The following is a 25,926-nucleotide window of genomic DNA, read 5'->3' on the forward strand; positions in this document are numbered from 1 at the left end:
CGTCCCACCCCCCCCCACATCCAAGGAGATCCCCTTGCGTTACACGACCTTCGGACACCGCACCGGACTGCGCGTCTCGGAGTACGCCCTCGGCACCGGCAACTTCGGCACCAGCTGGGGCGCCGGGGCCGACATCGAGGAGTCCCGCCGCATGTTCGACCGGTTCGCCGAGGCCGGCGGCACCTTCCTGGACACCGCCGACTCCTACCAGTTCGGCGAGTCCGAGGAGATCCTGGGAAGCTTCCTCACCGCGGACCGCGACCACTTCGTGCTGGCCAGCAAGTTCAGCAACGGGTACACGGCCCGGAAGGACATCTCCAAGACCGGCAACAGCCGCAAGAACATGATCCATTCGGTGGAGGCCAGTCTGAAGCGCCTCGGCACCGACTACATCGACCTGTACTGGGTCCACTTCCCGGACGACCTGACGCCGATCGAGGAGATCCTGCGCGGCATCGACGACCTGGTGCGGTCCGGCAAGATCCTGCACGCGGGGCTCTCCAACTTCCCGGCGTGGCGGATATCCCACGCCGCCGCTCTCGCGGACGCGCGGAACTGGGCCCCCGTCGCGGGCGTCCAGATCGAATACAGCCTCGTCGAGCGCAGCGCCGACCGCGAACTGCTGCCGATGGCCGAAAGCCTGGGTCTGGGCGCTGCCTTGTGGTCGCCGCTCGGCGGCGGGCTGCTGACGGGCAAGTACCGCCGCGGTACGCAGGGCCGGCTGAGCGACCTCAAGGTGCTGGTGCACACCGAGAGTTCCGACCAGAAGACCGCCGTCGTCGACACGGTGCTGGACATCGCGCGGGAGACCGGTGCGACGCCCGCCCAGGTGGCCGTGGCCTGGGTGCGCGAGCGCTCGGCGCGGGCGGCGACGCCGTTCCTGCCCATCATCGGCCCGCGCAACACCGCCCAGCTGGACGACTACCTCGGCGCCCTGGCGGTCCGGCTGAGCCCGGAGCAGTACACGCGGCTGACCGAGGTCAGCGCCGTCCCGCTCGGTGTGCCGCACGAGGCGGTCCTCGGTGCCCGCGACAGCCTGCGCGGCGGGGACGCCTCCCGAGTCGACGTCCCCGTCCGGCCGATGGCCTGATCCGTGCGGCCCCGCCGGTGCCCCGCGCCGTCCCGTGGCGCGGGGTGCCGGCGGGAATGGATCCGCCCCGCTGAAGCGTAATGATAGGGTAAAACGCGCTGGTGGCCAGGCCTGCCGCAGTGGTACCCGTGTCGAGGGGCCGGGACCTCGAGGGCTGCGCCACCCGTTCGGCCATGCATCGACACCATGGGACACCCCCTGGGAGGCAAGAGTGGGAACTCGGCGGACGACCCTTCCCGGCGTCGGAACGCAGTACGACGTCACCACCCGCGCGGGACGGCACCTCTCGGTGGTGGTCCACCAGGACGGCCGGCGCTTCCTGGGCTTCTACGGCGCCGAGGACCCCGATTCGTGCCAGTTGTCGATACCGCTGGAGGGCGACGAGGCCGCCGTGCTGGCCCGGCTCCTCGACCCCACCCCGCTGGAGGCCGTGCACACCGAGGGAATCGGCCTCGTCACCGAGCAGATCCCGGTCAACTCCCGCTCCCCGTACGCCGGGCGGCTGCTCGGCGACACTCGCGCGCGGACCCGCACCGGCGCCTCCATCGTCGCCGTCATGCGCAGGACGAGCGCCCACCCCTCCCCGGGGCCGGACTTCCGGCTGGCGATCGGCGACACACTGGTCGTCGTCGGCACCCGCGAGGGCGTGGACGCGCTCGCCGCGATCGTGGCGGGGGAGTGAGGATGCACGACACCACCGAACTCCTCATCGAACTCGGCGCCGTCATCCTCGGACTGGGGCTCATCGGGCGCTTCGCCGGACGCCTCGGGCTCTCGCCCATACCCCTGTACCTGCTGGCGGGGCTCGCGTTCGGGCACGGCGGCCTGCTGCCGCTGGACGCCAGCGAGGACTTCACCGCCGTGGGCGCGGAGATCGGGGTGATCCTGCTCCTGCTGCTGCTCGGCCTGGAGTACAGCGCCTCCGAACTCGTCACCAGCCTGCGCACGCAGTACCCCTCGGGCCTGGTCGACTTCGCCCTCAACGCCGTGCCCGGCGCCGCCGCGGCGCTGCTGCTGGGCTGGGGCCCGGTGGCGGCCGTCGCGCTCGCCGGCGTCACCTGGATCTCCTCCTCGGGCGTCATCGCCAAGGTGCTGACCGACCTCGGACGGCTCGGCAACCGCGAGACCCCCGTGATCCTCGGCGTCCTCGTCATCGAGGACCTGGCCATGGCGGTCTACCTCCCGCTGCTCACCACCCTGCTCGCCGGCATCGGCCTGGCCGCCGGCGGACTCGCCCTCGCCATCGCCATGGGCACCGTGGGCGCCGTACTCTTCCTGGCACTGCGCCACGGACGCCTGCTGAGCAAGGCGGTCTCCTCGGAGAACCCGGAGATGCTGCTGCTCGTCGTCTTCGGACTGGCCCTGGTCGTCGCGGGGTTCGCGCAGAAGCTCCAGGTCTCCGCCGCCGTCGGCGCGTTCCTCGTAGGCATCGCGCTGTCCGGGGAGGCGGCCGAGGGCGCCAGCCGGCTGCTGATGCCGCTGCGCGACCTGTTCGCCGCCGTCTTCTTCGTGTTCTTCGGCCTGTCCACCGACCCGTCCGCCATCCCGCCGGTGCTGCTGCCGGCGCTCGCGCTGGCCGCCGTGACCACGGTCACCAAGATCATGACGGGCTGGTACGCGGCGCGCCGGGCCGGCATCCACACCCGGGGCCGGTTGCGGGCCGGCGGCACTCTCGTGGCCCGCGGCGAGTTCTCGATCGTCATCGCGGGCCTGGCTGTCGCCAGTCAGCCCCGGATCGGCCCGCTGGCCACCGCGTACGTCCTGATCCTGGTCATCGCCGGCCCCCTGGCCGCCCGTTGGACGGAGCCCGCCGTCAGCGCGCTGCGGACCGCGTTCCGCCGCGTGCCGTCCCCCGGGGTCGAAGCGGGCGGGTCGATGGCGGTCGAGGAACTGCCGGACACGACCTCGGCGGGAGCCTCGCGCTCGTCGGGCTGACGGCTGGGGGCGGTGCCGAGGCCGTGGCGTCCAGCGAGCGCCATTGCGCTCGCGGCACGGTGCGCGGCGGTGTCCTGCCGCACCGGCGTGCTCCCCATCGTCCGGTCGACGGCACCTGCTGTCGTCGGTTCGACCGGCGGCTCACGGTCCCGTCGCCGGCTCGCGCGTGCGATCCGCCGTAGCGGGCTGCCGAGTACCGCGGGACGGACGGCGCCGCACCGAGCCCCGCCGGGGCCCGGCACTGGCTCCACGATCTCGCGGAGCCCTCAGACGGCCCCCTCCCGCACGGTGTCCCGGGACGCCCGGTCGTCCGGATCGTGGGCCGGGGCGGCCGCACGCAGCGCCGCCTCGACCCTGCGGTTGCCGGTCATGGTCGACGTGACGGCGGTCATGGTGAGGAGGAGGCCGGCGGCGGCGTAGAGCGGGGTGCGTACGTCGTAGGCGGTGGCCAGCCAGCCGCCGAGGAACGCGCCGAACGGGGCGGCGCACATGGCGAGCATGCGGGAGGTGGAGGCGACTCGCCCCATCAGGTCGGCGGGCACGATCGCCTGCCGGAGGGACGGGCCGAGCACCATCGTGGCGCCCATGCCCGCTCCGCAGACGGCGAGCGCGAGGCCGGCGACGTACGGGTCCGGGGCGGCGGCAAGGGCCGCGATGGCGAGTCCTTCGACTGCGGCCGTGCAGGTGAGCGCGGCGCCGGTGCCCAGTCGCCGGCCGAGGAAGGAGGCGATGCCGGCGCCGAGCAGACCGCCGGTTGCCTCGGCCGTGAGGAGCAGGCCGAAACCCAGGGCGCCGATGCCGAGCCGTTCGTGCGCGAAGAGGGCGAGTACGGTCTCCACGGCGAGGAAGGCGATGTTCCCGACCGCCGGACGCAGCGCGAGCCCGAGCAGCAGCCGGTCCCGGAACACGTACGAGGCCCCGGCCCGGGCCTGCCGCAGCAGGGATGCGTGAACCTCCGGCACGGGCCGGGGCAGGGCGGGAAGCGACCGTACGAGCAGTGCGGAGAGCGCGAACGACACCGCGTCGGCCAGCAGGGGAACGGCCCGCCCGAGCACGAGCAGCGCACTGCCCGCGGGCGGCCCGGCGAAGCCGGACATGGCGGTCTGGGCCCCGCGCAGACGGGAGTTGGCCCGCTCCAGGACCGCGGGGTCGCGGCCGAGCAGATCCGGCAGATACGCCGTGGCGGCCGTGTCGAAGAAGAGCCCGCCGATGCCCAGCAGGAAGGCGACGGCCGCGAGCAGCGGAATGCCCAGCATGTCGAGCGCGGCTGCTGCGGCCGGTACGGCGAGCAGCACCGCACGCGCCGCGTCCATGACCCACATCGTGCGCCGACGGTCCCAGCGGTCCACCAGCGCACCGCCGAGCACCCCGAAGAGCAGCCACGGGAGCGTTCCGGAGGCCGTGACGACGGCCAGCGCCATGGGATCCCGCGTCAGCGTCAGAGCGAGCAGTGGCAGCGCCGCATGTGATATCCCGTCACCAAATGCGGACACCGTCTGCGCCGTCCACAGCCGCCCGAAGCCGGTCGGCAACTCCTTGGTTCCCGCCCTCACTCGGCGCCTCCTTCGACCTGCCCGAGCGGCGCCGGACGGAAGAGCGCGAAGGCGAGTGACGCGTCCGGCAGCGACGGATCGGACAGCTCCCGGTACTCGTCCGCCAGTGCCTGCAACCGCGCCCCCAGCTCCGTGAACTGCTCCTCCGTGAGCCGTAGATGCGCCATCCGTACGTGCCGCTCGCCGTCCACCGGAGCCGCCTCCAGGTCCGCCACCGCGTGCCGCATCAGCACATCCGGCCCTCCCTCGCCCGGATCCGGCAGCACGATCGATCGCGCGGCCATCGCGTAGTACCGCTCGGTGACCCCCCGGACCTTGCGCGTTCGTACCACCTTCACGAGGCCGGCCCGCTCCAGCAGCCGTACGTGGTAACTCGAACTCCCCTTGGCGAGGCCCACTCGCTCGGCGATCTGCGTGATCGTCGCGGGCTCGAAGCGGAGCACGGCCATGATCCGGTGGCGCGTGAGGCTGGAGACAGCGCGTAGCTGTTCGTCGGAGGTGACGTGGAAGGTCTCGGGAAGATCGTCCGTTGGCATGTGCCCAATGGTCAACGTTTCTTGACCATTGGGCAAGGGGTTTTCCCGAACCTTCGGAATCGGTCGGCTCCGGCGCCGGTGCCTTGGTTTCCGCGGGCTCCCTTCTCCGGACACCGCGACGCGCCGAACGCCCACGTTTCCGGCCCGGACGCGGTCTCTGATCGTGATCACGTGTGGCCGAAAATCGTCGGTGCGAGGAGCGTGTCGCCGACGTGCCGTGCTCCGCGCGAGCCGCTGCGGCGGGGGAGCCGGGCGCCGGGGCGGGTGAAGCCGGCCCCCGGGAGCCCTCATTGGCGGCAAGAGCAGCAGGTGGGATCGGTGAACGCACTGCCATGGCCGCGAGTCGGGCGGTGTCGGCGGAGTGCGCGGGGGAGGCGTGCGCGGTGGCGTCCGGACGTCGGCGGGTACGTGGGTCGTCCCGGCGGGGCGTCGGTTTTCGGCCACAGAGACGAGGCGGCTCAACGGCCTCGCGCCGCTTGGCCGGACGCTCCCGCCGGATCGCCCGCGGGCAGCGTTCGTGCCGTACCCCTTGACAGCGGCCCCGGGGGATTACAGCCTATGGCAACGTTGTCAGATGGCAACGTTGTCAGGCGGCCCGAGCGGACCGGGTCGTCTACCAACCCGTCACCGGGTGCCCGGATTGGACCATTTGCGTATGTCGACTCACGCGTCCCACCCCTCCCGCCGGTCGGTCGTCACCACCGGCACCACACTGCTCGCGAGCCTGGGTATCGGCGTCGCGCTCCCCGGCACCGCCCGTGCCGCCGAGCAGGCCGTGACGGGCGGCGGCAGCGCCGCCGGCGACCTGGCGGCCCACCGCCCGGTCGCGGTGTCGTCCACCGACTACGCGCCGACGCCGGGCGAGTTCGCGGTGGACCGCCTGAACGCCGTCGGCGTACGCGGCAGCGGCTGGCGCGCGGCGGCCGGCGACCCCCAGTGGATCTCGGTCGACCTGGAGGGCGACTGCGAGGTCACCGCCATCCGCCTCACCTTCGAGGCCACGGCCGGCGACCCGCCCTTCGTCCCGTCCAACAGCGGCAACCCCCGCGACAGCACCACCGGCCAGGAGATCCTGTCCAGTTGCGCCGTGGACTTCGTCGTCGAGACCTCCCGCGACCACCGCACCTGGACGGCGGTCCACCGGACGGACTCCGGCACTGGCGGCGTCGTCGACATCGCCCTCGCCCGGGCCGTCACCGCCCGCTGGGTCCGGCTGACCGTGCACAAGCGCTCCAACGCCAACCCGCTGGGCCTCAACGGCTTCGAGGTGCACGGCCGGGCCCGCGGCCACCGCCCGGAGGCCACCGGCTGGACCGACTGGGGCGTGCACGACCACAAGGCGCCCGAGCTGCAGGCCGCCGCCGACGGGACCGTGCCGCTGGAGTCCGGCTGGACGCTCACCATGGACGACTGGGCCGGAGCCGAGGGCGCCGACCTCTCCCGCGCCGACGTCGACACCAGCCGCTGGCTGCCCGCCACCGTGCCCGGCACGGTCCTGGGCTCGCTGGTCGAGCAGGGCAAGCTGCCCGACCCGGTCACCGGCTTCAACAACCTGCACGTCCCCGAGGCGCTGTCCCGGCACGCCTGGTGGTACCGGCGCGAGTTCCGCCTGCCGCGGTCGCTGCGCACGGGCGCCGGCCGGCACATCTGGCTGGAGTTCGACGGCATCAACCACAAGGCGGACATCTGGCTCAACGGCGCCTCGGTGGCGAGCATGGAGTTCCCCTTCGCCCGGTCCGCCACCGACATCACCGCCCACCTGGCGGCCGGCGGCGAGCAGGCGCTCGCCGTGCGCATCACCCCGATGCCCCTCCCCGGCAGCCCCGGTGACAAGGGCGAGGCGGGCCTGGCCTTCGTGGACGCCGGCGCCACGATGATGAACCGCAACTCGCCGACGTACCTGGCCTCCTCGGGCTGGGACTGGATGCCGGCCGTGCGCGACCGGGCCGCGGGCATCTGGAACCACGTACGGCTGCGCTCCACCGGCCACGCCGTCCTCGGCGACCCCCGGGTCGACACCGTCCTGCCCGACCTGCCGGACACCCGGACCGCCGAGCTGACGATCACCGTCCCGGTGCGCAACGCCGACACCACCGACCGGAGCGTCACCGTCAGCGCCTCGCTCTGCGGGGTGCGGGTGTCCCGGACCGTCACCGTGCCCGCAGGCAAGAGCACCGACGTCGTGTTCACCCCCGCCACCGACCCGCGGCTGCGGCTGCGCGACCCGGAGCTGTGGTGGCCGAACGGCTACGGCAGCCCCGCGCTGCACGACCTGACGCTGGTGGCGACGGTCGGCGGCGCGGAGAGCGACCGCCGCGGCACCCGCTTCGGCATACGCCAGTTCGGCTACGACTACGACATCCCGCTGCGCTTCACCTCCGGCAGCGACTCCTACACGCAGTCCGTCGACCTCGGCCGCCGCAAGGCCCGCTACGTGCGGGTGCGCTGCCTGACCCGGGCGACCGGCTGGGGCTCCTCGCTGTGGACCCTGTCGGTGGTCGACAGCTCCGTCCCCGACGTGGACCTCGCACTGCACAAGGACGCCTCCGCCTCCTCCGTCGACGACCCGGGCAACGCGCCGGGGAACGTCACCGACGGGGACGCCGGCACCCGCTGGTCCTCGGCGTTCGAGGACGACCACTGGATCCAGGTGGACCTGGGCTCCTCGGTCTCCTTCGACCGGGTCGACCTGACCTGGGAGCGGGCCTACGCCAAGACCTTCGTGGTCCAGCTCTCCGACGACGGCGACTCCTGGACCGACGCGGAGTCCGTCGACAACGGCGCGGTCCCGCTGCCGTTCCAGAGCGGCTCGGCCAGCCTCCAGAACGTCGAGTTCGACGCCCGCACCGCGCGTTACGTGCGCCTCCAGTGCGGTGCGCGGGCCACCAGCTGGGGCAACTCGCTGTGGACGCTGTCCGTGGTCGACAGCGCGGCACCCGGCACCGACCTGGCCCTGCGCAAGAGGACCACCGCCTCCACCGAGGACTCCTCGAACCCCGCCTCCAACGCCACCGACGGCGACCCCGGCAGCCGCTGGTCCTCGAGTTACGAGGACAACCAGTGGATCCAGGTCGACCTGGGCTCCTCGGTCCCCTTCGACCGGGTCGCCGTGGTCTGGGAGTCGGCCTACCCGAAGACGTTCACCGTCCAGGTCTCCGACGACGGCGACTCCTGGACCGACGTGACGTCCGTGGACAACACCCCGGACCCGCTGAAGATCAGCGTGAACGGCGTCCGCGTCTTCTGCCGCGGCGGCAACTGGGGCTGGGACGAACTGCTGCGCCGCATGCCGGCCGAGCGCATGGACGCGGCGCTGCGCATGCACCGCGACATGAACTTCACGATGATCCGCAACTGGGTCGCCAGCAGCAACCGCGAGGAGTTCTACGCCGGTTGCGACGAGTTCGGCCTGCTGGTGTGGAACGACTTCCCCAACGCGTGGGCCATGGACCCGCCGAACCACGACGCGTTCAACTCCCTCGCCCGTGACACGGTGCTGCGCTACCGCATCCACCCCAGTGTCGTCGTCTGGTGCGGCGCCAATGAGGGCAACCCGCCCGCGGCGATCGACGACGGCATGCGCGACGCCGTCCACGACGAGGCGCCCGGCATCCTCTACCAGAACAACTCCGCGGGCGGCATCGTCACCGGCGGCGGCCCCTACGGCTGGGTCGACCCCAACCGCTACTTCTCCGCGTCCACCTACGGCAGCGGCGACTTCGGCTTCCACACCGAGATCGGCATGCCCGTGGTGTCCACCGCCGAGAGCATGCGCAACCTCGTCGGCTCCGAGCCCGAGTGGCCGGCCGGCGGCGCCTGGTACTACCACGACTGGAGCACCCGCGGGAACCAGGCCCCGCAGAACTACCAGGCCGCCATCGAGGCCCGCCTCGACACGGCCCGCGACCTCGACGACTTCACGCGCAAGGCGCAGTTCGTCAACTACGAGAACACCCGCGCGATGTTCGAGGCGTGGAACGCCAACCTCTGGGACAACGCCAGCGGCCTGCTGCTGTGGATGTCGCACCCGGCGTGGCACAGCACGGTGTGGCAGACCTACGACTACGACTTCGACGTCAACGGCACCTACTACGGCGCCCGTTCCGCCTGCGAGGCGGTCCACGTCCAGGCCGTCCCCGGCTCCTGGCAGGTCGTCGCGGTCAACCACACCCCGCGCGCGCTGAAGGGGGTCACGGTCACGGCGCAGCTCCTCGACCTCGAGGGCCGCCGGCTCGGGAAGACCCTGCGCACGACCCTCGACGTCGCCTCCTCGGGCACGACCGAGGCGTTCACCGCCGGGTGGGAGGACGGCCTGCCGGACTTCCACCTGCTGCGGCTGCGGATGGAGCGCGGCGGCACCGTGCTGTCGGAGAACACCTACTGGCGCTACCGCGAGCCGTCCGCCATGCGGGCGCTCAACTCCGCGCACAGCACCCGGGTCACCGCCACTGTCGGCAAGGTCACCCGGTCCGGTGAGCGCCGCGGGACGACCGCCACGGTCACCAACCGGGGCGGGTCGGTGGCGGCCATGGTGCGGTTGTCGCTCCTGGACGCCGGCAGCGGCGAACGCGTGCTGCCGACCCTGTACGGCGACAACTACCTGTGGCTGCTGCCCGGCGAGTCGCGCACCCTCACCCTGTCCTGGCCGGAGCACGCCCTGCCCTCGGGCCGGCCGGCCCTGCGGGTGGACGGGTACAACGTGCCGCGGACGACGGTGCGGGCCGGGGACTGACCGCCCGGCGCGGGCGGGGCCGCGGCCCCGCCCGCCGAGGGTGGTACTGCCGTTCCCAGGCATAGCGAGACCAGCAAGAACGCGATGCTCCGGGCCCCTCGTGCTGTTGAACTGGACATCGAGCGGCCCGGAGCGGCCACCCCGCGACCACGTGACCAAGGAGCGCAGCACCCATGTTCGCCACCATCGCACCGAAGGACCGGGCCGGATCGGCCGCGCACGGGGACCGATGGCTGGTGGGCTTCCGCTTCAGCACGCCGCACGGTGCCGCGGGCTGCCACTACTACGTCGTCGGCGGCGAGGCGGCCGACGCGCAGGACGCCGTGGACATCGCGGCGTGCCGCGCCACCGCGGCGTACGAGTGCGCGGCGCGCGCGAATGCCGCGATCGACGCCGTCGAGGTGCACCGTCTGCGCTGGAACCCGCTGGGGTGGGTGTATCTGGACCGCCCCGACAGTCCCGACAGCGCAGGCAGCCCCTGCGAGCCCCGTGTGGGGGCACGTGCCGTCTGATGGCCCCCGGGCGATGCCGATCCGCCTGCTCGGTGCTGCCGCCGGACCGGCATACATACCCGGCCGCGCAGGGAAGGATTGAGATCCGGCGTCGGGGGGCGGGGCGGGAGTTCCGTCAGCAGGGGGGTAACGGTGGCGAAGCGCGGACATGCCTACGACGAGCGCGTCGACCGGCAGTACGAGGCCTGCGCCGCAGTCCTGCGCAGCATGGGATTCCCCGTTCACGGCATGCCGGACCGCGCGGCCCTCGACGCGCTTGTGCAGCCCGAGGCCAGGGCCTGGCTCGTCCGACGGGCCGGAGCCGGCTGCCGGGATGATCTGGTCATGACTCCGAGCGTCCGCAGTCTGGGTGGATGGCTGCGGTTTCTCGCCTTGATCGACGCGGTCGAGTGGGCCGGGATCACCGACAGGGTTCCCCTGGGCCCCTACCGGTACCCGTACGATCCACCGCCGCCTCAGCCCTCCCTCCAGCAGCGGATCGCCGACTGGGCCTCCAGGGCGACGGGCCGGCCCGCTGTCCACTCCGTCGCCGTCGAGGCCGAGCGGGCGCGCCTTGCCGCCAGGCACGACGACGGCCAGGACGCCGACTGGCTGATCGGCTTCGTCCTGGACGATTCCGATGGGCCCGAACCAGCGGGGAGAGGACTGAAGTACCGCGGCATAGGCGCGGAATGGCAGCTGAAGGACCTTCAGAAGGAGGACGCCGAGACGCATCGACCGGACGGACGGCACATCGGCTCCATCACCGTCCCCCAGTACCTGGTCTGGCAGGGCACGCGCCGTCGTGCCGGGCGGCTCCCGGCGGACCGGCAGGGCGCCAAGCCGTTCCTCGGTGACCGCGGCACCATGATCCCGGTGCCGTGGGCGACGTGCTTCCCCTACTACCCGCAGGGCAGCCACGAGGAGCCGAACCCGGTCCTCGGCGAACGGAACCGGACCGACTACTACCACATCGTCGGCCGCCACCTTCCCGACGGCACCGTCAGCGTGTATCCCGCAGACCACGAGGCCCACTCGTCACATGGCGTTCGGCGGGTACTGAGGGTCTCCCCGATCCGCTGAGCCCGAAAAGGGACCCCTGGCTAGGATGGGCCGGAGGGATCTGGTGGTATGCGAACGTACGACGGAATGACCGCCGGGGAACGCGCCGCGGCCCGGCGCCGGCGGCTGATGGACGCCGGACTGGAGCTGTTCCACACCCAGGGGTACCCCGGCACGTCCATCCGCGCCGTGCTGCGCCGCAGCGGACTGCAGGACCGCTATTTCGGCGAGAGCTTCCCCTCCCTGGACGCCTTGATGGCCGCCGTCCTGGCCGAGATCCAGGACGAGGAGGCCGCGGGGTGCCGCGCCGCCGCCACCGGTCCCGGAACACGCCGGGAGCGGGCCCGCGGCATGCTGCGGGTGCTGGCCGCGGGCGTGGCCGACGACCCCCGCAAGGGACGGGTCAAGCTCGTCGAGTCCCTCGCGGCCGGTCCGCTGGCCGCGAACGAGCGGCGACGGGGGATGTGGAATCTGGCCCGCATGGTGGAGGAGCTGCTCCTGGAGGACCCGCCGGGTCCCGGGACGCACACAGGCGTCATGGCCCTGGCGATCGTGGGCGGCGTCCAACAGATCCTCCTGAACTGGGCCGACGGCACGCTTCCGCTGTCCCGCGAGGACGTCGTGGAGCAGGGACTGCGCCTGTTCGAGGCCGTGGCCGCGTTCGACGGCGGCCCGTCGGCGCGACGATAACGGCGGGCCCGTTTCCGGACCGGCTGCTACGCTGGCCCGCGAACGTCCGCGAAGCAGATCGGAAGCGGATCAGCAGACCAAGGGAGTCCGTACGTGGCGGGTGACGACGACATCTCCGGGTGATACCGGGTGTCCTCGGCCATCGGCAGGCGCGCAGAAGGCGCAGCCGCCGTGGCCCCTTCGTCATTCCTTCCCGCTTCCTTTTCCGCAGGGCCGCTCCGGCGTGCCCGCGGCGTTCTCCCGAGGGCTCACCCATGTCCGACGCGTACATCGTCTGTTCCCACCTGTCCTTCTCCTGGCCTGACGACACCCCTGTCTTCGAGGGCCTGTCCTTCACCGTCGGCTCCGGCCGCACGGGCCTGGTCGCGCCGAACGGCGCCGGCAAGAGCACGCTCCTCAAACTGATCGCGGGGGAACTGCGGCCCCGCGGCGGCTCCGTCACCGTGGACGGGACGCTCGGCTACTTCCCGCAGTCCCTGCCGCTGACCGGCGACCTGACCGTGGCCGAGGTCCTCGGCGTCGCCGACGTGATCCGCGCGATCGACGCCATCGAGTCCGGGGACGCGGGCGAGCGGCACTTCACCACCATCGGCGACGACTGGGACATCGAGGACCGCAGCCGCGCCGAACTCGACCGGCTCGGCCTCGGGGATGTCGCCCTCGACCGGCGCCTGCACACGCTCAGCGGCGGGCAGGCCGTCACGCTGGGCCTGGCGGCGCAACTGCTGAGGCGCCCCGACGTCCTGCTGCTGGACGAACCCACCAACAACCTCGACCTGGACGCCCGGCGCACCCTGCACACCGTCCTCGACGAGTGGCGGGGCTGCCTGCTGCTGGTCAGCCACGACCGCGCACTGCTGGACCGGGTCGACCGGGTGGCCGAACTCGACCGGGGGGAGATCCGCTTCCACGGCGGCGACTACACGCAGTACGAGGAGGCCGTGCGCGCCGAGCAGCAGGCGGCCGAGCGGAACATCCGCAGCGCGGAACAGGAACTCAAGCGGGAGAAGCGGGAGTTGCAGCAGTCCCGGGAGCGGGCCGCCCGCCGGGCCGGTGCCGCCGCGCGTTCCCTCGACAGCGCGGGACTGCCGAAGATCTTCGCCGGGACGCTCAAGCGGCGCGCCCAGGAGTCCGCGGGCAAGGCGAACGAGACCCACACCGCCCGGGTCAGCGAGGCCAAGGCCCGGCTGGACGAGGCGGGCCGCGCCCTGCGCGACGACACGAGGATCGCGCTGGAACTGCCCGACACCCGTGTACCGGCCGGGCGCACGCTCTTCACCGGTGAGCGGATGCGGGTCCGCCACGGCGGGCGGGAGATCTTCGCGGGCGAGGGGGCCGACCTGACGATCCGGGGCCCGGAACGGATCGCGCTGACCGGCCCCAACGGCGCCGGGAAGTCGACGCTGCTGCGCCTGGTCGGCGGCGAGCTCGGTGCCGCGGACGGCGCGCGCGTCAGGCATGCCGACGGTCGTGTCGCGTACCTGTCGCAACGCCTCGACCTGCTGGACCCCGACCGCACGGTGGCCGAGAGCCTGGCGGACGCCGCGCCCGCGATGCCCGAGGCGGACCGGATGAACCTGCTGGCGCGCTTCCTCTTCCGCGGCACGCGCGCCCACCTGCCGGTGCGGGTGCTGTCCGGGGGCGAACGGCTGCGCGCCACCCTGGCCTGCGTCCTGTGCGCGGAACCCGCCCCTCATCTGCTGCTGCTGGACGAGCCCACCAACAACCTCGACCTGGTCAGCGTGGGGCAGTTGGAGAGCGCCCTGAACGCCTACGAAGGTGCCTTCGTCGTGGTCAGCCACGACGTGCGGTTCCTGACCGCGATCGGCGCGGACCGCTGGCTGCGCCTGGCGGACGGGCGGCTCACGGAGACCGGGCCCGTGCGGCCGTAGCCCGCGCGCACCCCCCGCTTCCTGCTCCTGCCCACTGCCCTTCCCGGCCGTGGCACCGCCGTGCCACGGCCGGGGCCGGGCGCCCCCTTTCTCCTCCCTCCCGGTGGTCCGCATGCCCGAACACGCCCTGTCCGCCCACGACCTCGTCCGCGTCCTCGGGACGCGGCGCGTCCTCGACGGTGTCTCCCTGACCGCCCCGCCGGGCCGCCGGATCGGCCTCATCGGCGAGAACGGCTCCGGCAAGTCGACCCTGCTCAGGCTCCTCGCAGGGGTGGAGGAACCCGACGCCGGCACCGTCGTCCGCCCGCCCGGCCTCGGCTTCCTGCGGCAGGAACTGCCCTTCGCGGCGACGGCGACCGTCGCCGACGTGCTCGACGACGCGCTGCGCGAGGCCCGCGAGGACCTGGCCGAACTCGACCGCCTCACCCGTGCGCTGGCCGGCACCCCCGCGGACGACCCCGCCCACGGCGCCCTGCTGGACGCGTACGCCGGGCGGCTGGAGGCCGCCCAGGACCGCGAGAGCTGGGACGCCGACCGGCGTGCGTGGATCGTCCTCGCCGGACTCGGCCTCGGCGACGTCCCGCGGGACCTGCCCCTCGCCCATCTGTCCGGCGGCGGCCGCGGCCGGCTGGCCCTGGCCGCACTGCTGGTCAGGAGGCCTCCGGCGCTGCTGCTCGACGAGCCGACCAACCACTTGGACGACGCCGGGGCCGCCTTCCTGGAGGAGCAACTGCGCGCACTGCCGGGGGCGGTGGTGCTGGCCAGTCACGACCGGGCCTTCCTCGACGCCGTCTGCACCGACCTGATCGACCTCGACCCCGCGCCCGGCGGCCCCATCCGTTTCGGCGGCACCTACAGCGCCTACCTGGCCCACCGGAACGCCGAACGGGAGCGCCGGCAGCGCCGGTTCGCCGAGCAGCAGGCCGAGATCGCCGCCCTGCGCGGCCAGGTCGCCGTGACCGCGCACCAGGTCGCCCACGACCACGTCAAACGCGACAACGAGAAGATGGGGTACGGCCACCGCGCGGGCCGCGTGCAGAACCAGGTCTCCCGGCGCGTCCGCGACGCCGCCCGCCGTCTGGACCGGCTGGAGCGCGAGCGGACCGGCCCCCCGCCGGAGCCGCTGCGGCTGCGCACCGGCGGCCTCGCCGTGCCCTCCTCCGCCGGAGGACCGCTGGTCGTACTGCGCGACCTCCATGTGCCCGGCCGCCTCCGCCTCGCGCTCCTCGACGTCGCGGCGCACGACCGTCTGCTGGTCACCGGTGCCAACGGCGCGGGCAAGTCGACCCTGCTGGCCGTACTCGCGGGCCGGACGGTCGCCGGCTCGGGCACCGTCCGGCGGCGCGGCGGCCTGCGCGTCGGGCTGCTCACCCAGGACACGGCCTTCGCGCGGCCGGACCGCACGGCCGCGGAGACCTACGACGCGGCTCTCGGCCCCGAGCGCGCCGAGGCCGTGCCCCTGCTCTCGCTCGGCCTGCTCGCCGAGGCCGAACTCGGCAAGCCGGTCGCCCACCTCTCCGTGGGCCAGCGGCGCCGCCTGGCACTGGCGCTGCTCGTCGCCGACCCGCCGGAACTCCTCCTGCTGGACGAGCCCACCAACCACCTCTCGCCCCGGCTGTGCGACGAGTTGGAGGAGGCACTTGGCGCGGGCCCCGGCGCCGTTGTCGTCGCCACCCACGACCGCCGCCTGCGCTCCCGCTGGCCGGGCCGCGAACTGCGGCTGGGCGGCGGCGGGTCGTGACGGGCCGGGGCGCGATCAGCCGGCCCGGGTCCCCTGCGGCGGCGCGGGCTGCCAGGCGCGGGTGGGGACGACCAGCGGCCCTCCCGTGACGGGGTCGGGGACGACGACGGAGGCGAGGCCGAAGACGTCCTGGACCAGTTCGGCGGTGACGATGTCCTCCGGAGGGCCCTGGGCGACGATGCGGCCGGCCTTCATGGCGACCAGGTGGTCGGCGTAGCGGGCGGCCTGGTTGAGGTCGTGGAGCACGGCGACGACGGTCCGGCCGCGTTCGTGGTTGAGCCGGCGGACCAGGTCGAGCACCTCGACCTGGTGGGCGATGTCCAGATAGGTCGTGGGCTCGTCGAGGAGCAGCAGGTCGGTGTCCTGGGCCAGGGCCATGGCGATCCACACCCGCTGCCGCTGGCCGCCGGAGAGCTCGTCCACGGGGCGGTCGGCGAGGTCGGCGGTGTCCGTGCGCTCCAAGGCGTCGGCGACGGCCCGCTCGTCGGCCTCCGACCACTGCTGCCACCACCGCTGGTGCGGCTGGCGGCCGCGGGCGACGAGATCGGCGACCGTGATGCCGTCCGGCGGGGTGGGGGACTGCGGCAGCACACCGATGGTCCGGGCGATCTGCCGGCCGGGGACGCGGGCGAGTTCGGTGCCGTCCAGCAGCACCGTGCCGCGGCGCGGCTTGAGGAGCCGGCCCAGGGCCCGCAGCAGGGTCGACTTTCCGCAGGCGTTGGGCCCGACGACGACCGTGACCCGGCCGTCCGGGATCTCCAGGTCCAGGCCCTCGACGACGGTGCGGTCCTCGTACGCCAGGGTGAGGTCCTGCGCCGCGAGGCGACTGGTGGGCGTAGGGCTCATGACGAGGTGCCTCCGGAACGGCTGCGGGTGCGGACGATGAGCCACATCAGGTACGGGGCGCCCACCGCGGCGGTGAGCACGCCGACCGGCAGCTCGATCGGGGAGAACAGACGGCGGGCCAGCAGGTCCGCGACCACGACGACCAGGGCGCCGCTCAACGCCGAGGACAGCAGCGGGATCTGGGCCGTGCGCGTGAGCCGGCGGGCGATCTGCGGGGCGAGCAGCGCGACGAAGTCGACCGGTCCCGCCGCGCCCGTCGCCACCGACGCCAGGACCACGCCGAGCGCGGTCAGGCCGAGGCGGACCCGGTCCAGGCGCACGCCGAGCGCGGTCGCGGTGTCGTCGTCGAAGGACGCGCCGCGCTGGACCCGCGCCGCCCACAGCGCCGCGGGGACGCCGATCAGCAGGACGAGCCCGAGCGGCCCGGCCTCCTCGTAGCCGCGGCCGTTGAGCGAGCCGGTCAGCCAGACCTTGGCCTGCTGGGCCACCAAGTAGTCGCCCTTGGTGAGGAACAACTGCGTCAGCGAGCCGAGCGCGACGGACACCCCGATGCCCACCAGCACGAACCGCGAGGAGTGCAGACCGCGCCGCCAGGCGAAGACGTAGACGATCAGCGCCGCCGACAGGCCGCCCGCGACGGAGACATACGGCAGCACGTCGTACGCGACGGCGTTGAAGCTCATGGCGGCGACGGTGGCCGCGCCCGCGCCGTGCGTGACGCCGATGACGTCGGGGCTGGCCAGCGGGTTGCGTGCGACGGTCTGCACCAGCGCCCCCGCCACACCGAACGCGGCCCCCGCCAGCAGCCCGACGACCAGCCGCGGCAGGCGCAAGGTGCCCACCACCAGTTCGTCGGGGCTGGGTCGCCCGAGCAGGACGCGGACGACCTGCGCGGGGGAGACGAAGGCCTCGCCCACGCACAGGTACGCCACCACCGCGCAGGACAGCAGCACGGCGAGCACTGACGCGACCACGACCGCGCGGCGGTGCACGAGGAAGCTGGCGCGTCCGCCGCGGACGACGGCGTAGCCGGCCGGGCGGACGGAGGAGCGGGCCGAAGTGCCGGTCGCCCGAGGGGCGTCGAGGCTCATGCCGCCACCACCGCCCTGCGCCGCACGAGCGCGATCAGGAACGGCACGCCGATCAGGGCGGTCATGACGGCCACCGGCACCTCCGAGGGCGGGAAGACGATGCGGCCGATCACGTCGGAACCGAGGATCATCACCGGTCCGAGCAGCGCGGCCAGCGGCAGGACCCAGCGGTGCGCGGTGCCGACCAGGGCACGGGCGATGTGCGGAACGGCGAGACCGGTGAAGGCGATCGGGCCGACCGCGGCCACCGCGGCGCCCGTCAGCACCGTCGCGCCCAGCGCGCCGAGGACGCGCAGCAGGCCCACGTTGTGGCCGAGGCCCTTGGCGGCGTCGTCGCCGAGCGCGAGGGCGTCGAGACCGCGGGCCATGGCCGCCACCAGCACCACGCCGGCCAGCAGGAACGGCCAGATCTGGCCGATGATCTCGCTGCCGCGCCCGCTGATGGAGCCCACCTGCCAGAAGCGGAACTCGTCCAGGGCCCGGGCGTTCGTCGTGACGATCCCGGAGACCAGGGAGGCGAGGAAGGCGTTCATCGCGGCACCGGCGAGGGCGAGTTTGACCGGTGAGGCGCCACCGCGCCCCCCGCTGGCGACGGCGTACACCCCCACCGCCGCCAGCGCGGCGCCCGTGAACGCGAACCACACATAGCCGTTCAGGGTGTGCACCCCGCAGAAGGCGATCGCGCACACCACACCCACCGACGCGCCCTGGCTGACGCCCAGGATGCCCGGCTCGGCGATCGGGTTGCGGGTGATGCCCTGCATGACCGTCCCGGCGAGGGCGAGCGCGGCGCCCGCCAGGACCCCGATGACCGTGCGGGGCAGCCGCAACGACCGCACCACCTGGGCGTCGTTGCTCGTGCCGCCGTGCACCAGGGCCTGGACCACCTCGCCCGGGGCGATCTGGCGGCTGCCCACGGCGAGGCTCAGCAGGACGGCGGTCAGCAGCATCAGCACGCCGGCCAGCAGCCAGGCGGCACGGCGGCGGGTGGGTGGCGACATGCGCCGCGCTCACTCTCTCTTCGTCGGACCGGCAGACCGGCAGACCGTCAGGCCGTCAGGTGCGTCTGGAGGTCGTCCAGCACCGCGTTGGCGGCGGTCACGCCGAGCCCCAGGTACCAGGTCTCGTCGGCCACGTCGAAGGCGTGGCCGTCCTTGACCGCCTTGAGGTTCTTCCACAGCGGGTTGCCCTGGGCCTTGGACTTGTCGGTGGCCTTCGGGTCGCCGTAGACACCGGTGAAGATCCAGTCGGCGTCCGCCTGGTCGATGTTCTCGGCGCTGATCTCGGCCGCCAGGTCCTCGATGTCCTGGTTCTTCGGGCGCGGGATGCCGACGTCCTTGAGGATCGTGCCGATGAAGGAGTCGTTCGCGTACAGCCGGATCTTGCCCTCGGGCATGTAGCGGACCATCGAGACGGTCGGCTTGTGCGCGCCGAGCCGGGCGCCGAAGTCCTTGGCGCGCTTCTCGTACGCGGCGAGGTTCGCCTGCGCCTGCGCGGTCTTGTCGAGCGCGGCGGCGTTGAGGAGGTAGTTCTGCTTCCAGGTGAAGCCCGGCCGGATCGAGAAGACGGTCGGCGCGATCTTCGACAGCTCGTCGTACGAGGCGGCGGCACGCAGCTGGCTGCCCAGGATCAGGTCCGGCTTGAGCGCGGCGATGGCCTCCAGGTTGAGGCTGTTGATGGTGCCGATGTTCTTCGGCGTGCCCGCGTCCTTCTTCAGGTACGACGGCAGCTCCGGCGAACCCTCCGTGGGGGCGAGGCCGACCGGCTTGATCCCGAGGGAGACAACGTTATCGAGCTCGCCCACGTCGAGCACGACCACGCGCTTGGGCTGCGCGGTGAGCTCGGTGCTGCCCATCGCGTGCTTGATCGTGCGCGGCCACTGGCCGGGCTTGGCGTCGGTGCCGAGCGCGGCCGTCTTCTCGGCGGCGTCGGCGAAGTCCTGACCGCCCTGCGCGACCGACTTCGAGTCCTTCGACCCCGAACCGGCCGTCGCGGACGCGGCGGCGCTGCCCTCCTTCCCGTTCGAGGAGGAATCGCTGCCGCACGCCGCGAGGGACAGTGCGGCGGCGACGGCCAGGGCGACTGCGGCGGTACCGCGGTGCCGAAGAGACATGTGGAGGCTCCTGTAGCTGTGGTGCGCCTGTGAATCATTAGGCGAGCCTTACCTTATGTCGAACCCGCGCCCAGGAGGCAAGCGGGGGTCCCGGAAGGCGCCGTGCGCCCGGAATGACACGGGGCGACGCATGAATCGCGGCGTGCCGGTGAGGCTCGAAGAAGCGGGTGCCGGGCCGTGGTCCCCCGTCGTGACCCGGCACCCGCGCGGTCCGCCGCCGCGGGCCTCGTCCCGGCTTCCGGCCGGGCGGGCGCAGGGGTGCGGGGTACGGGCAGCGGCAAGGCGGGGGACACGGACGAGCAGGCGGCGTTGAGGGCCTGCCGAGCGTGCCGTGCACGGTGAGCGAACCGTGGGCCCGAAGGTGCGGTGCCGGGCCGTGTTCCCGCGTGGTGACCCGGCATCCGCGCGGTCGCGGGGTCAGCCGGTGCGGTCGGCCGCTGTGGGCCCTGTTCCCGTCCGCGGCCGGGCGGGTACGGCGCCGCGGGGCACCGGCAGCAGCAGGGCCAGGGACGCGACCAGCACGGCGGTGAGGCCGGCGGCGTTGAGGGCCTTGTCGAGCGTGCCGTACATGTGCAGGTGCGTCATGTGGAAGACGGTGTGCAGCACATTGAACACCAGCCACGCGGTGGCGGTGGTGCGGACCGTCCCGTCGTCGCGCGCGCGGGCGAGGGCGAGCAGGGCGATCGCGGTCAGCGCGACGAACATGGCGCCCGCGTCCACGATCAAGTGCTGGTTGTACGGTCCGAGGGGCGGCAGCCAATGGCGCCCGAAGCCGGGGAAGTTCGCGTACCAGTGCCGCGGGGCGGCACAGGCCCAGATCCCGGTGTACCCGCCGGCGAAGGCGAGCAGCGCCAGCAGGGCGCGGCGCAGCGTGAGCGTCATGGGGGTCTCTCCGTTCGTCGAAGCCGCAGGCCGCCCCCGGTCAGGAGGGGCACACGGGCGGCAGCTTGTCCGGGGCGCGGACGACGTCGACGCGGACGACGCGCCCCTCGGCCACCGTGAACGACACGACCGTGGTGAGCTGTTCACCGTCGAACACCCCGATCCCCAGCGCGCCGTTGACGGCGATGACCCCGATCCGCTCGTGCGGCTGCGTCTTCGCCGCCACACCCTGCAGGAACCGGGCCACCCGGTCCGCCCCGTGCACCGGGCGCAGCGCCGCCGACACCTGGCCGCCGCCGTCGGTGGTCAGGACGACGTCCGGGTCGAGGGCCCGGAGCAGGCCGCCGAGGTCGCCCCCGACGGCCGCGTCCAGGAACCGCGTCACCACGGCCGCGTGCTCGGCGGCCCCCACCTCCGCGCGCGGCGCCCGCTCGCCGACGTGCCGGCGGGCGCGGACGGCCAGTTGGCGCACCGCTGCCGGGGTCCGGCCCACGGTCCGCGCGACCTCCGTGAACGGCATGCCGAACACGTCGTGCAGCACCCAGGCCGTCCGTTCCGCCGGGCTCAGCGACTCCAGCACGACCATCAGCGCGTAGCTGATGGTGTCGTCGAGGGTGACCCGGTCGGCCGGGTCCCCCTCGAACGGCCCCGCCTCGACCAGGGGTTCGGGCAGCCACGGCCCGAGGTACAGCTCGCGCCGGACCCGCGCGGAACGCAGCACGTCCAACGCGACGCGGGCCACCGCCACGGTCGACCAGGCCTCCACGTCCTCCACGCGGGTGCGGGCGTCGGCCGCGACCAGCCGCAGCCAGCAGTCGGAGACCGCGTCCTCGGCCTCGGCCCGGCTGCCGAGCACCGCGTACGCGACCCGCACCAGCCGCGGCCGGGCCGCGTTGTACGCCACCGACAGCTCCGCCGCCCGGCTGTTCACCGGCCCTCCGCCCGGGCGTCCGGTGTGGTCAGCCAGTCCGTGAAGGTCTGCCGTCCCCGGGGGCCGTCCGCCGCGGGCAGCAGCGCCCCTCCGGTGAGCGCCCGGCCCGCGGCCCCCGGCAGCCGGACGGGGACGAGGAGCCGGCGGTCGCCGCGGGCCCTCGCCAGCCGGCGCACCATGTCGTCCATCTCCAGCACTTCCGGTCCCGCGAGGTCGGGCGCCAGGCCAGCGGGGGCGGCGCCGGCCAGCGTCACGAGCGCGTCGGCGACCTCGCGTGCGGCGATCGGCTGACTGCGCATCCGCGGCGCCGCCACCACCGGGCCCCGGCGCACCAGCATCTGGGCGGCGAACTCGTGGAACTGCGTGGCCCGCAGGACCGTGTGCGGCACGGCCGCGGACCGGACCAGTTCCTCCTGGCGCCGCTTGCCCATGTAGTAGCCGAGCCCGACCCGGTCGCAGCCGACGATCGACAGCGCGATGTGGTGGGCGACCCCGGCGCGGGCGCCCGCGGTCAGCAGGCGGGTCGTGGCGGCGTCGAAGAAGGCCACCGACTTCCGCCTGCCGGTGGTCACCACGTTGCTGACGTCGATCACCGTCGCGCAGCCGTCCAGTGCCGCGTCCAGCCCCGCCCCCGTGGTGAGGTCGACGCCTGTCGAGCGTGCCAGCACCACGGGCACGTCCCCCGCCGCCCGGACGGCCTCCACGACCTTCCGGCCGACCCAGCCGGTCCCGCCTGCCACCGCGATGCGCATGTCCTCGCCCTTCCCGTGTCACCCCTGATCGGGGTCCGCGGCATCCGGCCGCGGAAGGTCCCACACGGATACGACGGGACAGCCGCGCCGGAATGTGACATCGGCGGCGGCCGACCGGCAGGGCCGCGCTGTCGGTGGCGGCGGATACGGTGCGGACCCTGAGTACCGCGGAGGGGGAGGCCTCATGGGGAAGACCACGGACGACTCCGGCACCGGGCCGGACACCCCGCTCCTAGTGGACCTGCCGGTGCAGGCCGCATGGGTGGCGCGGGCCCTGCGCGGTGACGGCTACCGCGCCGACTTCACGCCGGCGAGCCTGATCGAGGTCGAGCGGTTCATGACCGCGAACAGCGACGGGGGCAGCGCCGTCGCGGGCGGCCCGCTCGCGGAGCGCCTTGGAGCGGTCCTCTTCGCCCTGGGGGCCTACGTCGGCGAGACCGTCCGCCGCGCCGCCGGAGGCACGTGGGAGGCCGACGACGACGATCCGCGGGGCGAGGTGAACGTCGCGCTCCGGTTGCCGGACGGCTCGGTCGTGTGGCCGGTCCAGCGGGTGATGAAGCGCTTCGTCAACGGTCCCGAGGACAGCCTCGTCGCGTACGCGGTGGGGCTCGGACTCCGTCTCCCGGCGCCCGGGCCCCGACCGCGGTGGTGGTCGCGGTTCAGCCGGCGGCCGTGACCTCGGGCTTGCGCACGCGGAAGGCGAACTGCCCGCAGTAGGTGAGCTTGCGCAGGTTCACCAGGGCGGTGCGGCGCTTCGTCGTCTTCCCCCAGGCGTCGATCTCCGAGTTGAGCGGCGACGCCTCCTGGAAGTACCGCGAGTACTCCGGCGGCCGGCCGTGGTACGCCCGCATGATCAGCGCGACCCCGTCCAGCGACGGCCGGATCTCCTCCAGGGCGAGCCCGGCCTCCTCGACCAGGACGCGGAAGCCGTACGGCGTGTAGTTCCACAGGCTGAAGGAGTGGTAGGGCTCGAACTGCGAGGTGCTGCCGATGAACACGCCGCCCGGCTCCATCACCCGGCCGATCTCCGCGAGCAGTTCGCGCGGGTGCGAGACGTGCTCGAAGACCTGGTGCGAGTAGACCAGCGGGATCGTGCCCGAGCGGAAGGGCAGCCGGATGCCGTCGTAGTAGACGATCGGGTCCCGGCTCGCCGCGCGCTGCTGCGCCTCGGGCGAGCCGCTGATGTCGACGCCCACCCACCGCACCTTCGGGTCGTGCTTGCGGAACACCCCGGCCGAGGTGCCCCGACCGCAGCCGAGATCCACGACCCGGTCGGGTGCGTCCTTGGCGGTCATGGCCTCGTCGAGGTAGTACCGCGAGGTCACTTGCCGTGCGTGATCGTTGGGAATGCAGTCGTTCATGAGTTCCCAGAGGGTGGCCATGCGCTGATGCTACGGAGGACGAGGCTCCGGGCGCAGCTACTCGGCCCCACTGAGTGTCGCCGGAACACGTGAACAAACGGAGAACAGCAGGTCGGTGGTGTCCCTGGCGAACAGCTCCGCCGCCGCGGCACCGCGGACACGGGGGCCGCCGGGATCGGCGACCCGGTCCAGGGCGTCGACGAGCGACCAGGGGTCGGGAGCCCAGCGGGTCAGCCCGAGTGCGGCCATCCGCCGCACCCCCGCCTTGCCGTGGCCCGGGATGGGCCGGTGGCCGATCACCGGCAGCCCCATCGCCAGGGCCTCCAGCGCCGTCTGCCCGGCCGCGTTGTCCACCAGGGCGTCTGCCGCGGCCATCAGGCCCGGGACGTCGTCCTCCCAGCCGAGCGCGACGGTGCCCGCGACCCGCGCGAGGCGGGCCCGCAGCCGCGCGTTGCCCCCGCACATCGCCACCGGCAGGTAGCCGGCCCCCGCCAGCAGCCGGGCGGTGCCGGCCAGCTGGGTGCCCGCGCCCCAGGCGCCCGCCGCCAGCAGCACGACCGGCCGCCCGGGCGCCCGGGACGCGAAGGTGCGCCGCCACCGCTCCGCACCGGGGGCCGGGGCCAGGAAACGGGACGCCACCAGGGCGCCGGTCGCCGCGGCGGGCCGTCCGGTGGCCTTCCGCACGGTGCGCGCGGCGTCCCCGGTCAGGCAGCAGTAGAGGTCGTTGCCGGGGTGCAGCCACTGCCGGTGGACGTCGAAGTCCGTCACGACCACCGCGCTGGGCACACGCAGCGAGCCCTTCGCCCGCATCCCGCCCGTGAGCTGCGCCGCGAGGTGGAAGACAGGGACGACGAGGTCCGGCCGCTCGCGCCCGACCACCTCCGACAGGCGCCCCTCCGCGAGCGCCGCCAGCCCGCCCGGGCCCGGCAGCTGCCCCGTTCCGGACCGCAGGAAGGCGGTGTGGATCCCCGCGTAGAGCAGCGGCAGGTGCAGGATCGAGGCGCGGTAGAAGGAGCGCAGGGCCGCGCCCGTGTGTGCCGGCAGCAGGTCGAGGACGTCGGTCCGGACCGTGTGCGCGCCGCGGTCCGCGAGCCGCGCGCCGAGTTCGCGGGCGACCGCGTCGTGGCCCGCGCCCATGGACGCGCTGATCACGAGGACCCGGGGGCGCGCGGGTTCCTCATGGGGTCGGTGCGGCATGTCGGCACCGGTCACCGGATCACCTCCGCGGAACTGCGGATTTCGTCGATGTATCGGAGTATCCGAAGTGCCGCCGCGGCAAACACCGCTCCGGCGGTGAAGCTCGCAGAGCCGGGGTGGCGTTCGGGCGCTTTACTGAGACCGGAGGGACACGTTCCGGGGAAACGGAGCGCCATCTGCCCCGCGTCCGCGGCAGCGACAGAAAGCGACGCCCATGACCACTCACCCGTCCAAAGCGATCAGCGCCGAACGCGCTCTGTCCGGCAGGCCGGTGCCGCCCGGCGCGCCGGCCCCCGTCGCGCTGGTGACCGGGGCGTCGTCGGGCATCGGCGCCGCCGTCGCCGACCGCCTCGCGGCCGACGGATGGCGCCTGCTGGTCAGCGGCCGCGACCGGGAACGGCTCGGTGCCGTCGCGGAGCGCACCGCGGCCACCGCCCTGCGGGCCGACCTGGAGGACCCCGGGAGCCCCGAGCGGCTGGTGCGCGACGCCCTGCTCGCCACCGGCCACATGGACCTCCTCGTGGTCGGCGCCGGCATCGGCTGGGCCGGGCCGTTCGTGTCGATGCCGCAGAACGCGGTCGAGCGGGTCTTCCACGTGGACGTGCTGGCCGCCATGGAACTCGTCCGGCGCGCGCTGCCCGGCATGCTGGCGCGGCGCAGCGGGCACATCGTGATGATCGGCTCCTTCGCCGGGACCGTCGGCGTGCGCGAGGAGGCGGTCTACTCGGCGGCCAAGTCGGCCCTCGGCACCTTCGCGGAGTCGCTGCGGTACGAACTCGCGGGCAGCGGGGTACGGGTCACCCACGTGATCCCGGGCGTGGTGGACACGCCCTTCTTCGCCCACCGGGGCGTGGCCTACAAGCGGTCCCGGCCCCGGCCGGTGCCCGCCGAGCGCGTCGCGGCCGCGGTGAGCGACGCGGTGCGCCGGGGCCGCGCCGAGGTGTACGTGCCCGGCTGGCTGCGCGTGCCGGTGATGGTGCGCGGCCTGCTGCCCGGGGTCTACCGCCGGATGGCCGGCAAGTACGGATGAG

General features: G+C 73.6%; 22 protein-coding genes. 11 read left to right on the plus strand and 11 right to left on the minus strand.

Annotated features, from left to right (window positions below):
• The first annotated feature begins 34 nt into the window (after positions 1-34).
• The 3 genes from ACIP9H_RS24245 to ACIP9H_RS24255 all read left to right on the plus strand — a co-directional run bounded on the left by ACIP9H_RS24245 (position 35) and on the right by ACIP9H_RS24255 (position 3,025).
• Complete coding sequence (locus ACIP9H_RS24245; RefSeq protein ID WP_401960740.1) at positions 35-1,090, plus strand: aldo/keto reductase; 1,056 nt, start codon at positions 35-37, stop codon at positions 1,088-1,090.
• A gap of 211 nt (positions 1,091-1,301) precedes the next feature.
• Positions 1,302-1,772: a TrkA C-terminal domain-containing protein gene (locus ACIP9H_RS24250; protein ID WP_319659598.1), complete on the plus strand. Its 471-nt coding sequence runs from the start codon at positions 1,302-1,304 to the stop codon at positions 1,770-1,772.
• A gap of 2 nt (positions 1,773-1,774) precedes the next feature.
• The gene (locus ACIP9H_RS24255; protein ID WP_401960743.1) at positions 1,775-3,025 is read left to right on the plus strand and encodes a cation:proton antiporter; all 1,251 of its coding nucleotides are present in this window, start codon (positions 1,775-1,777) and stop codon (positions 3,023-3,025) included.
• A gap of 266 nt (positions 3,026-3,291) precedes the next feature.
• On the opposite strand, the gene ACIP9H_RS24260 is transcribed toward ACIP9H_RS24255, so the two are convergent.
• Positions 3,292-4,557: an MFS transporter gene (locus tag ACIP9H_RS24260; RefSeq protein WP_401960797.1), complete on the minus strand. Its 1,266-nt coding sequence runs from the start codon at positions 4,555-4,557 to the stop codon at positions 3,292-3,294.
• A 17-nt stretch (positions 4,558-4,574) separates the two neighbouring features.
• On the minus strand, positions 4,575-5,114 hold the full coding sequence (locus tag ACIP9H_RS24265) for an ArsR/SmtB family transcription factor (protein WP_401585980.1): 540 nt from the start codon (positions 5,112-5,114) through the stop codon (positions 4,575-4,577).
• 655 nt (positions 5,115-5,769) lie between these two features.
• On the opposite strand from ACIP9H_RS24265, the gene ACIP9H_RS24270 reads away from it, so the two are divergent.
• From ACIP9H_RS24270 to ACIP9H_RS24295, 6 genes are all read left to right on the plus strand, one after another.
• The gene (locus ACIP9H_RS24270) at positions 5,770-9,846 is read left to right on the plus strand and encodes a discoidin domain-containing protein (protein WP_401960745.1); all 4,077 of its coding nucleotides are present in this window, start codon (positions 5,770-5,772) and stop codon (positions 9,844-9,846) included.
• A gap of 173 nt (positions 9,847-10,019) precedes the next feature.
• Positions 10,020-10,358: a hypothetical protein gene (locus ACIP9H_RS24275; RefSeq protein ID WP_401585975.1), complete on the plus strand. Its 339-nt coding sequence runs from the start codon at positions 10,020-10,022 to the stop codon at positions 10,356-10,358.
• A gap of 132 nt (positions 10,359-10,490) precedes the next feature.
• Positions 10,491-11,420 (plus strand): hypothetical protein, encoded by a 930-nt coding sequence (locus tag ACIP9H_RS24280; RefSeq protein ID WP_401960747.1) that lies wholly within the window; start codon positions 10,491-10,493, stop codon positions 11,418-11,420.
• Positions 11,421-11,468: 48 nt separating this feature from the next.
• Positions 11,469-12,089 (plus strand): TetR/AcrR family transcriptional regulator, encoded by a 621-nt coding sequence (locus ACIP9H_RS24285; protein WP_401585970.1) that lies wholly within the window; start codon positions 11,469-11,471, stop codon positions 12,087-12,089.
• A gap of 254 nt (positions 12,090-12,343) precedes the next feature.
• The gene (locus ACIP9H_RS24290; RefSeq protein ID WP_401960749.1) at positions 12,344-13,981 is read left to right on the plus strand and encodes an ABC-F family ATP-binding cassette domain-containing protein; all 1,638 of its coding nucleotides are present in this window, start codon (positions 12,344-12,346) and stop codon (positions 13,979-13,981) included.
• A gap of 112 nt (positions 13,982-14,093) precedes the next feature.
• A complete protein-coding gene (locus tag ACIP9H_RS24295) occupies positions 14,094-15,722 on the plus strand; it encodes an ABC-F family ATP-binding cassette domain-containing protein (RefSeq protein ID WP_401960751.1) in 1,629 nt (542 codons plus the stop codon).
• Between the two features lie 15 nt (positions 15,723-15,737).
• Here the strand turns inward: ACIP9H_RS24295 and ACIP9H_RS24300 are convergent, their stop codons facing one another.
• The 7 genes from ACIP9H_RS24300 to ACIP9H_RS24330 form a co-directional block, all read right to left on the minus strand.
• Positions 15,738-16,568, minus strand: coding sequence for an ABC transporter ATP-binding protein (locus ACIP9H_RS24300; RefSeq protein ID WP_401585963.1), 831 nt, complete (start codon positions 16,566-16,568; stop codon positions 15,738-15,740).
• The gene (locus ACIP9H_RS24305) at positions 16,565-17,659 is read right to left on the minus strand and encodes a FecCD family ABC transporter permease (protein WP_401960753.1); all 1,095 of its coding nucleotides are present in this window, start codon (positions 17,657-17,659) and stop codon (positions 16,565-16,567) included. The genes ACIP9H_RS24300 and ACIP9H_RS24305 overlap by 4 nt, the downstream gene beginning before the upstream one ends.
• Positions 17,656-18,660 carry a FecCD family ABC transporter permease gene (locus ACIP9H_RS24310; protein ID WP_401960756.1) on the minus strand — a complete coding sequence of 335 codons (1,005 nt, stop codon included), beginning with the start codon at positions 18,658-18,660 and terminating at the stop codon, positions 17,656-17,658. The genes ACIP9H_RS24305 and ACIP9H_RS24310 overlap by 4 nt, the downstream gene beginning before the upstream one ends.
• Positions 18,661-18,707: 47 nt before the next feature.
• Entirely contained in the window at positions 18,708-19,772 is a 1,065-nt protein-coding gene (locus ACIP9H_RS24315; protein ID WP_401585955.1) for an ABC transporter substrate-binding protein, read from the minus strand.
• Between the two features lie 417 nt (positions 19,773-20,189).
• Complete coding sequence (locus tag ACIP9H_RS24320; RefSeq protein ID WP_401585953.1) at positions 20,190-20,654, minus strand: hypothetical protein; 465 nt, start codon at positions 20,652-20,654, stop codon at positions 20,190-20,192.
• A gap of 40 nt (positions 20,655-20,694) precedes the next feature.
• Positions 20,695-21,585, minus strand: a complete 891-nt coding sequence (gene sigJ / locus ACIP9H_RS24325) for an RNA polymerase sigma factor SigJ (RefSeq protein WP_401585951.1) — start codon at positions 21,583-21,585, stop codon at positions 20,695-20,697.
• Entirely contained in the window at positions 21,582-22,337 is a 756-nt protein-coding gene (locus ACIP9H_RS24330; RefSeq protein WP_401960760.1) for an SDR family oxidoreductase, read from the minus strand. The genes sigJ and ACIP9H_RS24330 overlap by 4 nt, the downstream gene beginning before the upstream one ends.
• A 184-nt stretch (positions 22,338-22,521) precedes the next feature.
• On the opposite strand from ACIP9H_RS24330, the gene ACIP9H_RS24335 reads away from it, so the two are divergent.
• A complete protein-coding gene (locus ACIP9H_RS24335; protein WP_401585946.1) occupies positions 22,522-23,013 on the plus strand; it encodes a hypothetical protein in 492 nt (163 codons plus the stop codon).
• On the opposite strand, the gene ACIP9H_RS24340 is transcribed toward ACIP9H_RS24335, so the two are convergent.
• Both ACIP9H_RS24340 and ACIP9H_RS24345 read right to left on the minus strand, forming a co-directional pair.
• Positions 22,997-23,719 (minus strand): class I SAM-dependent methyltransferase, encoded by a 723-nt coding sequence (locus ACIP9H_RS24340; protein ID WP_401585943.1) that lies wholly within the window; start codon positions 23,717-23,719, stop codon positions 22,997-22,999. The two genes, ACIP9H_RS24335 and ACIP9H_RS24340, sit on opposite strands and share 17 nt — an antisense overlap.
• 36 nt (positions 23,720-23,755) lie before the next feature.
• Positions 23,756-24,910 carry a galactosyldiacylglycerol synthase gene (locus tag ACIP9H_RS24345; RefSeq protein WP_401960763.1) on the minus strand — a complete coding sequence of 385 codons (1,155 nt, stop codon included), beginning with the start codon at positions 24,908-24,910 and terminating at the stop codon, positions 23,756-23,758.
• Between the two features lie 199 nt (positions 24,911-25,109).
• Between ACIP9H_RS24345 and ACIP9H_RS24350 the strand changes: the two genes are divergently transcribed.
• Positions 25,110-25,925 (plus strand): SDR family NAD(P)-dependent oxidoreductase, encoded by an 816-nt coding sequence (locus tag ACIP9H_RS24350; protein ID WP_401585938.1) that lies wholly within the window; start codon positions 25,110-25,112, stop codon positions 25,923-25,925.
• Position 25,926: the final 1 nt, after the last annotated feature.

Source organism: Streptomyces sp. NPDC088732 (assembly GCF_044751205.1).
In the GTDB taxonomy this organism is placed as follows: Bacteria; Actinomycetota; Actinomycetes; order Streptomycetales; family Streptomycetaceae; genus Actinacidiphila.

Coding starts and splice junctions, on each gene's coding strand:
- ACIP9H_RS24320 (WP_401585953.1), bottom strand. CDS start 20,654: ATGACGCTCACGCTGCGCCGCGCCCTGCTGGCGCTGCTCGCCTTCGCC.
- ACIP9H_RS24270 (WP_401960745.1), top strand. CDS start 5,770: ATGTCGACTCACGCGTCCCACCCCTCCCGCCGGTCGGTCGTCACCACC.
- ACIP9H_RS24335 (WP_401585946.1), top strand. CDS start 22,522: ATGGGGAAGACCACGGACGACTCCGGCACCGGGCCGGACACCCCGCTC.
- ACIP9H_RS24290 (WP_401960749.1), top strand. CDS start 12,344: ATGTCCGACGCGTACATCGTCTGTTCCCACCTGTCCTTCTCCTGGCCT.
- ACIP9H_RS24330 (WP_401960760.1), bottom strand. CDS start 22,337: ATGCGCATCGCGGTGGCAGGCGGGACCGGCTGGGTCGGCCGGAAGGTC.
- ACIP9H_RS24350 (WP_401585938.1), top strand. CDS start 25,110: ATGACCACTCACCCGTCCAAAGCGATCAGCGCCGAACGCGCTCTGTCC.
- ACIP9H_RS24285 (WP_401585970.1), top strand. CDS start 11,469: ATGCGAACGTACGACGGAATGACCGCCGGGGAACGCGCCGCGGCCCGG.
- ACIP9H_RS24340 (WP_401585943.1), bottom strand. CDS start 23,719: ATGGCCACCCTCTGGGAACTCATGAACGACTGCATTCCCAACGATCAC.
- ACIP9H_RS24305 (WP_401960753.1), bottom strand. CDS start 17,659: ATGAGCCTCGACGCCCCTCGGGCGACCGGCACTTCGGCCCGCTCCTCC.
- ACIP9H_RS24295 (WP_401960751.1), top strand. CDS start 14,094: ATGCCCGAACACGCCCTGTCCGCCCACGACCTCGTCCGCGTCCTCGGG.
- ACIP9H_RS24255 (WP_401960743.1), top strand. CDS start 1,775: ATGCACGACACCACCGAACTCCTCATCGAACTCGGCGCCGTCATCCTC.
- ACIP9H_RS24315 (WP_401585955.1), bottom strand. CDS start 19,772: ATGTCTCTTCGGCACCGCGGTACCGCCGCAGTCGCCCTGGCCGTCGCC.
- ACIP9H_RS24300 (WP_401585963.1), bottom strand. CDS start 16,568: ATGAGCCCTACGCCCACCAGTCGCCTCGCGGCGCAGGACCTCACCCTG.
- ACIP9H_RS24275 (WP_401585975.1), top strand. CDS start 10,020: ATGTTCGCCACCATCGCACCGAAGGACCGGGCCGGATCGGCCGCGCAC.
- ACIP9H_RS24310 (WP_401960756.1), bottom strand. CDS start 18,660: ATGTCGCCACCCACCCGCCGCCGTGCCGCCTGGCTGCTGGCCGGCGTG.
- ACIP9H_RS24265 (WP_401585980.1), bottom strand. CDS start 5,114: ATGCCAACGGACGATCTTCCCGAGACCTTCCACGTCACCTCCGACGAA.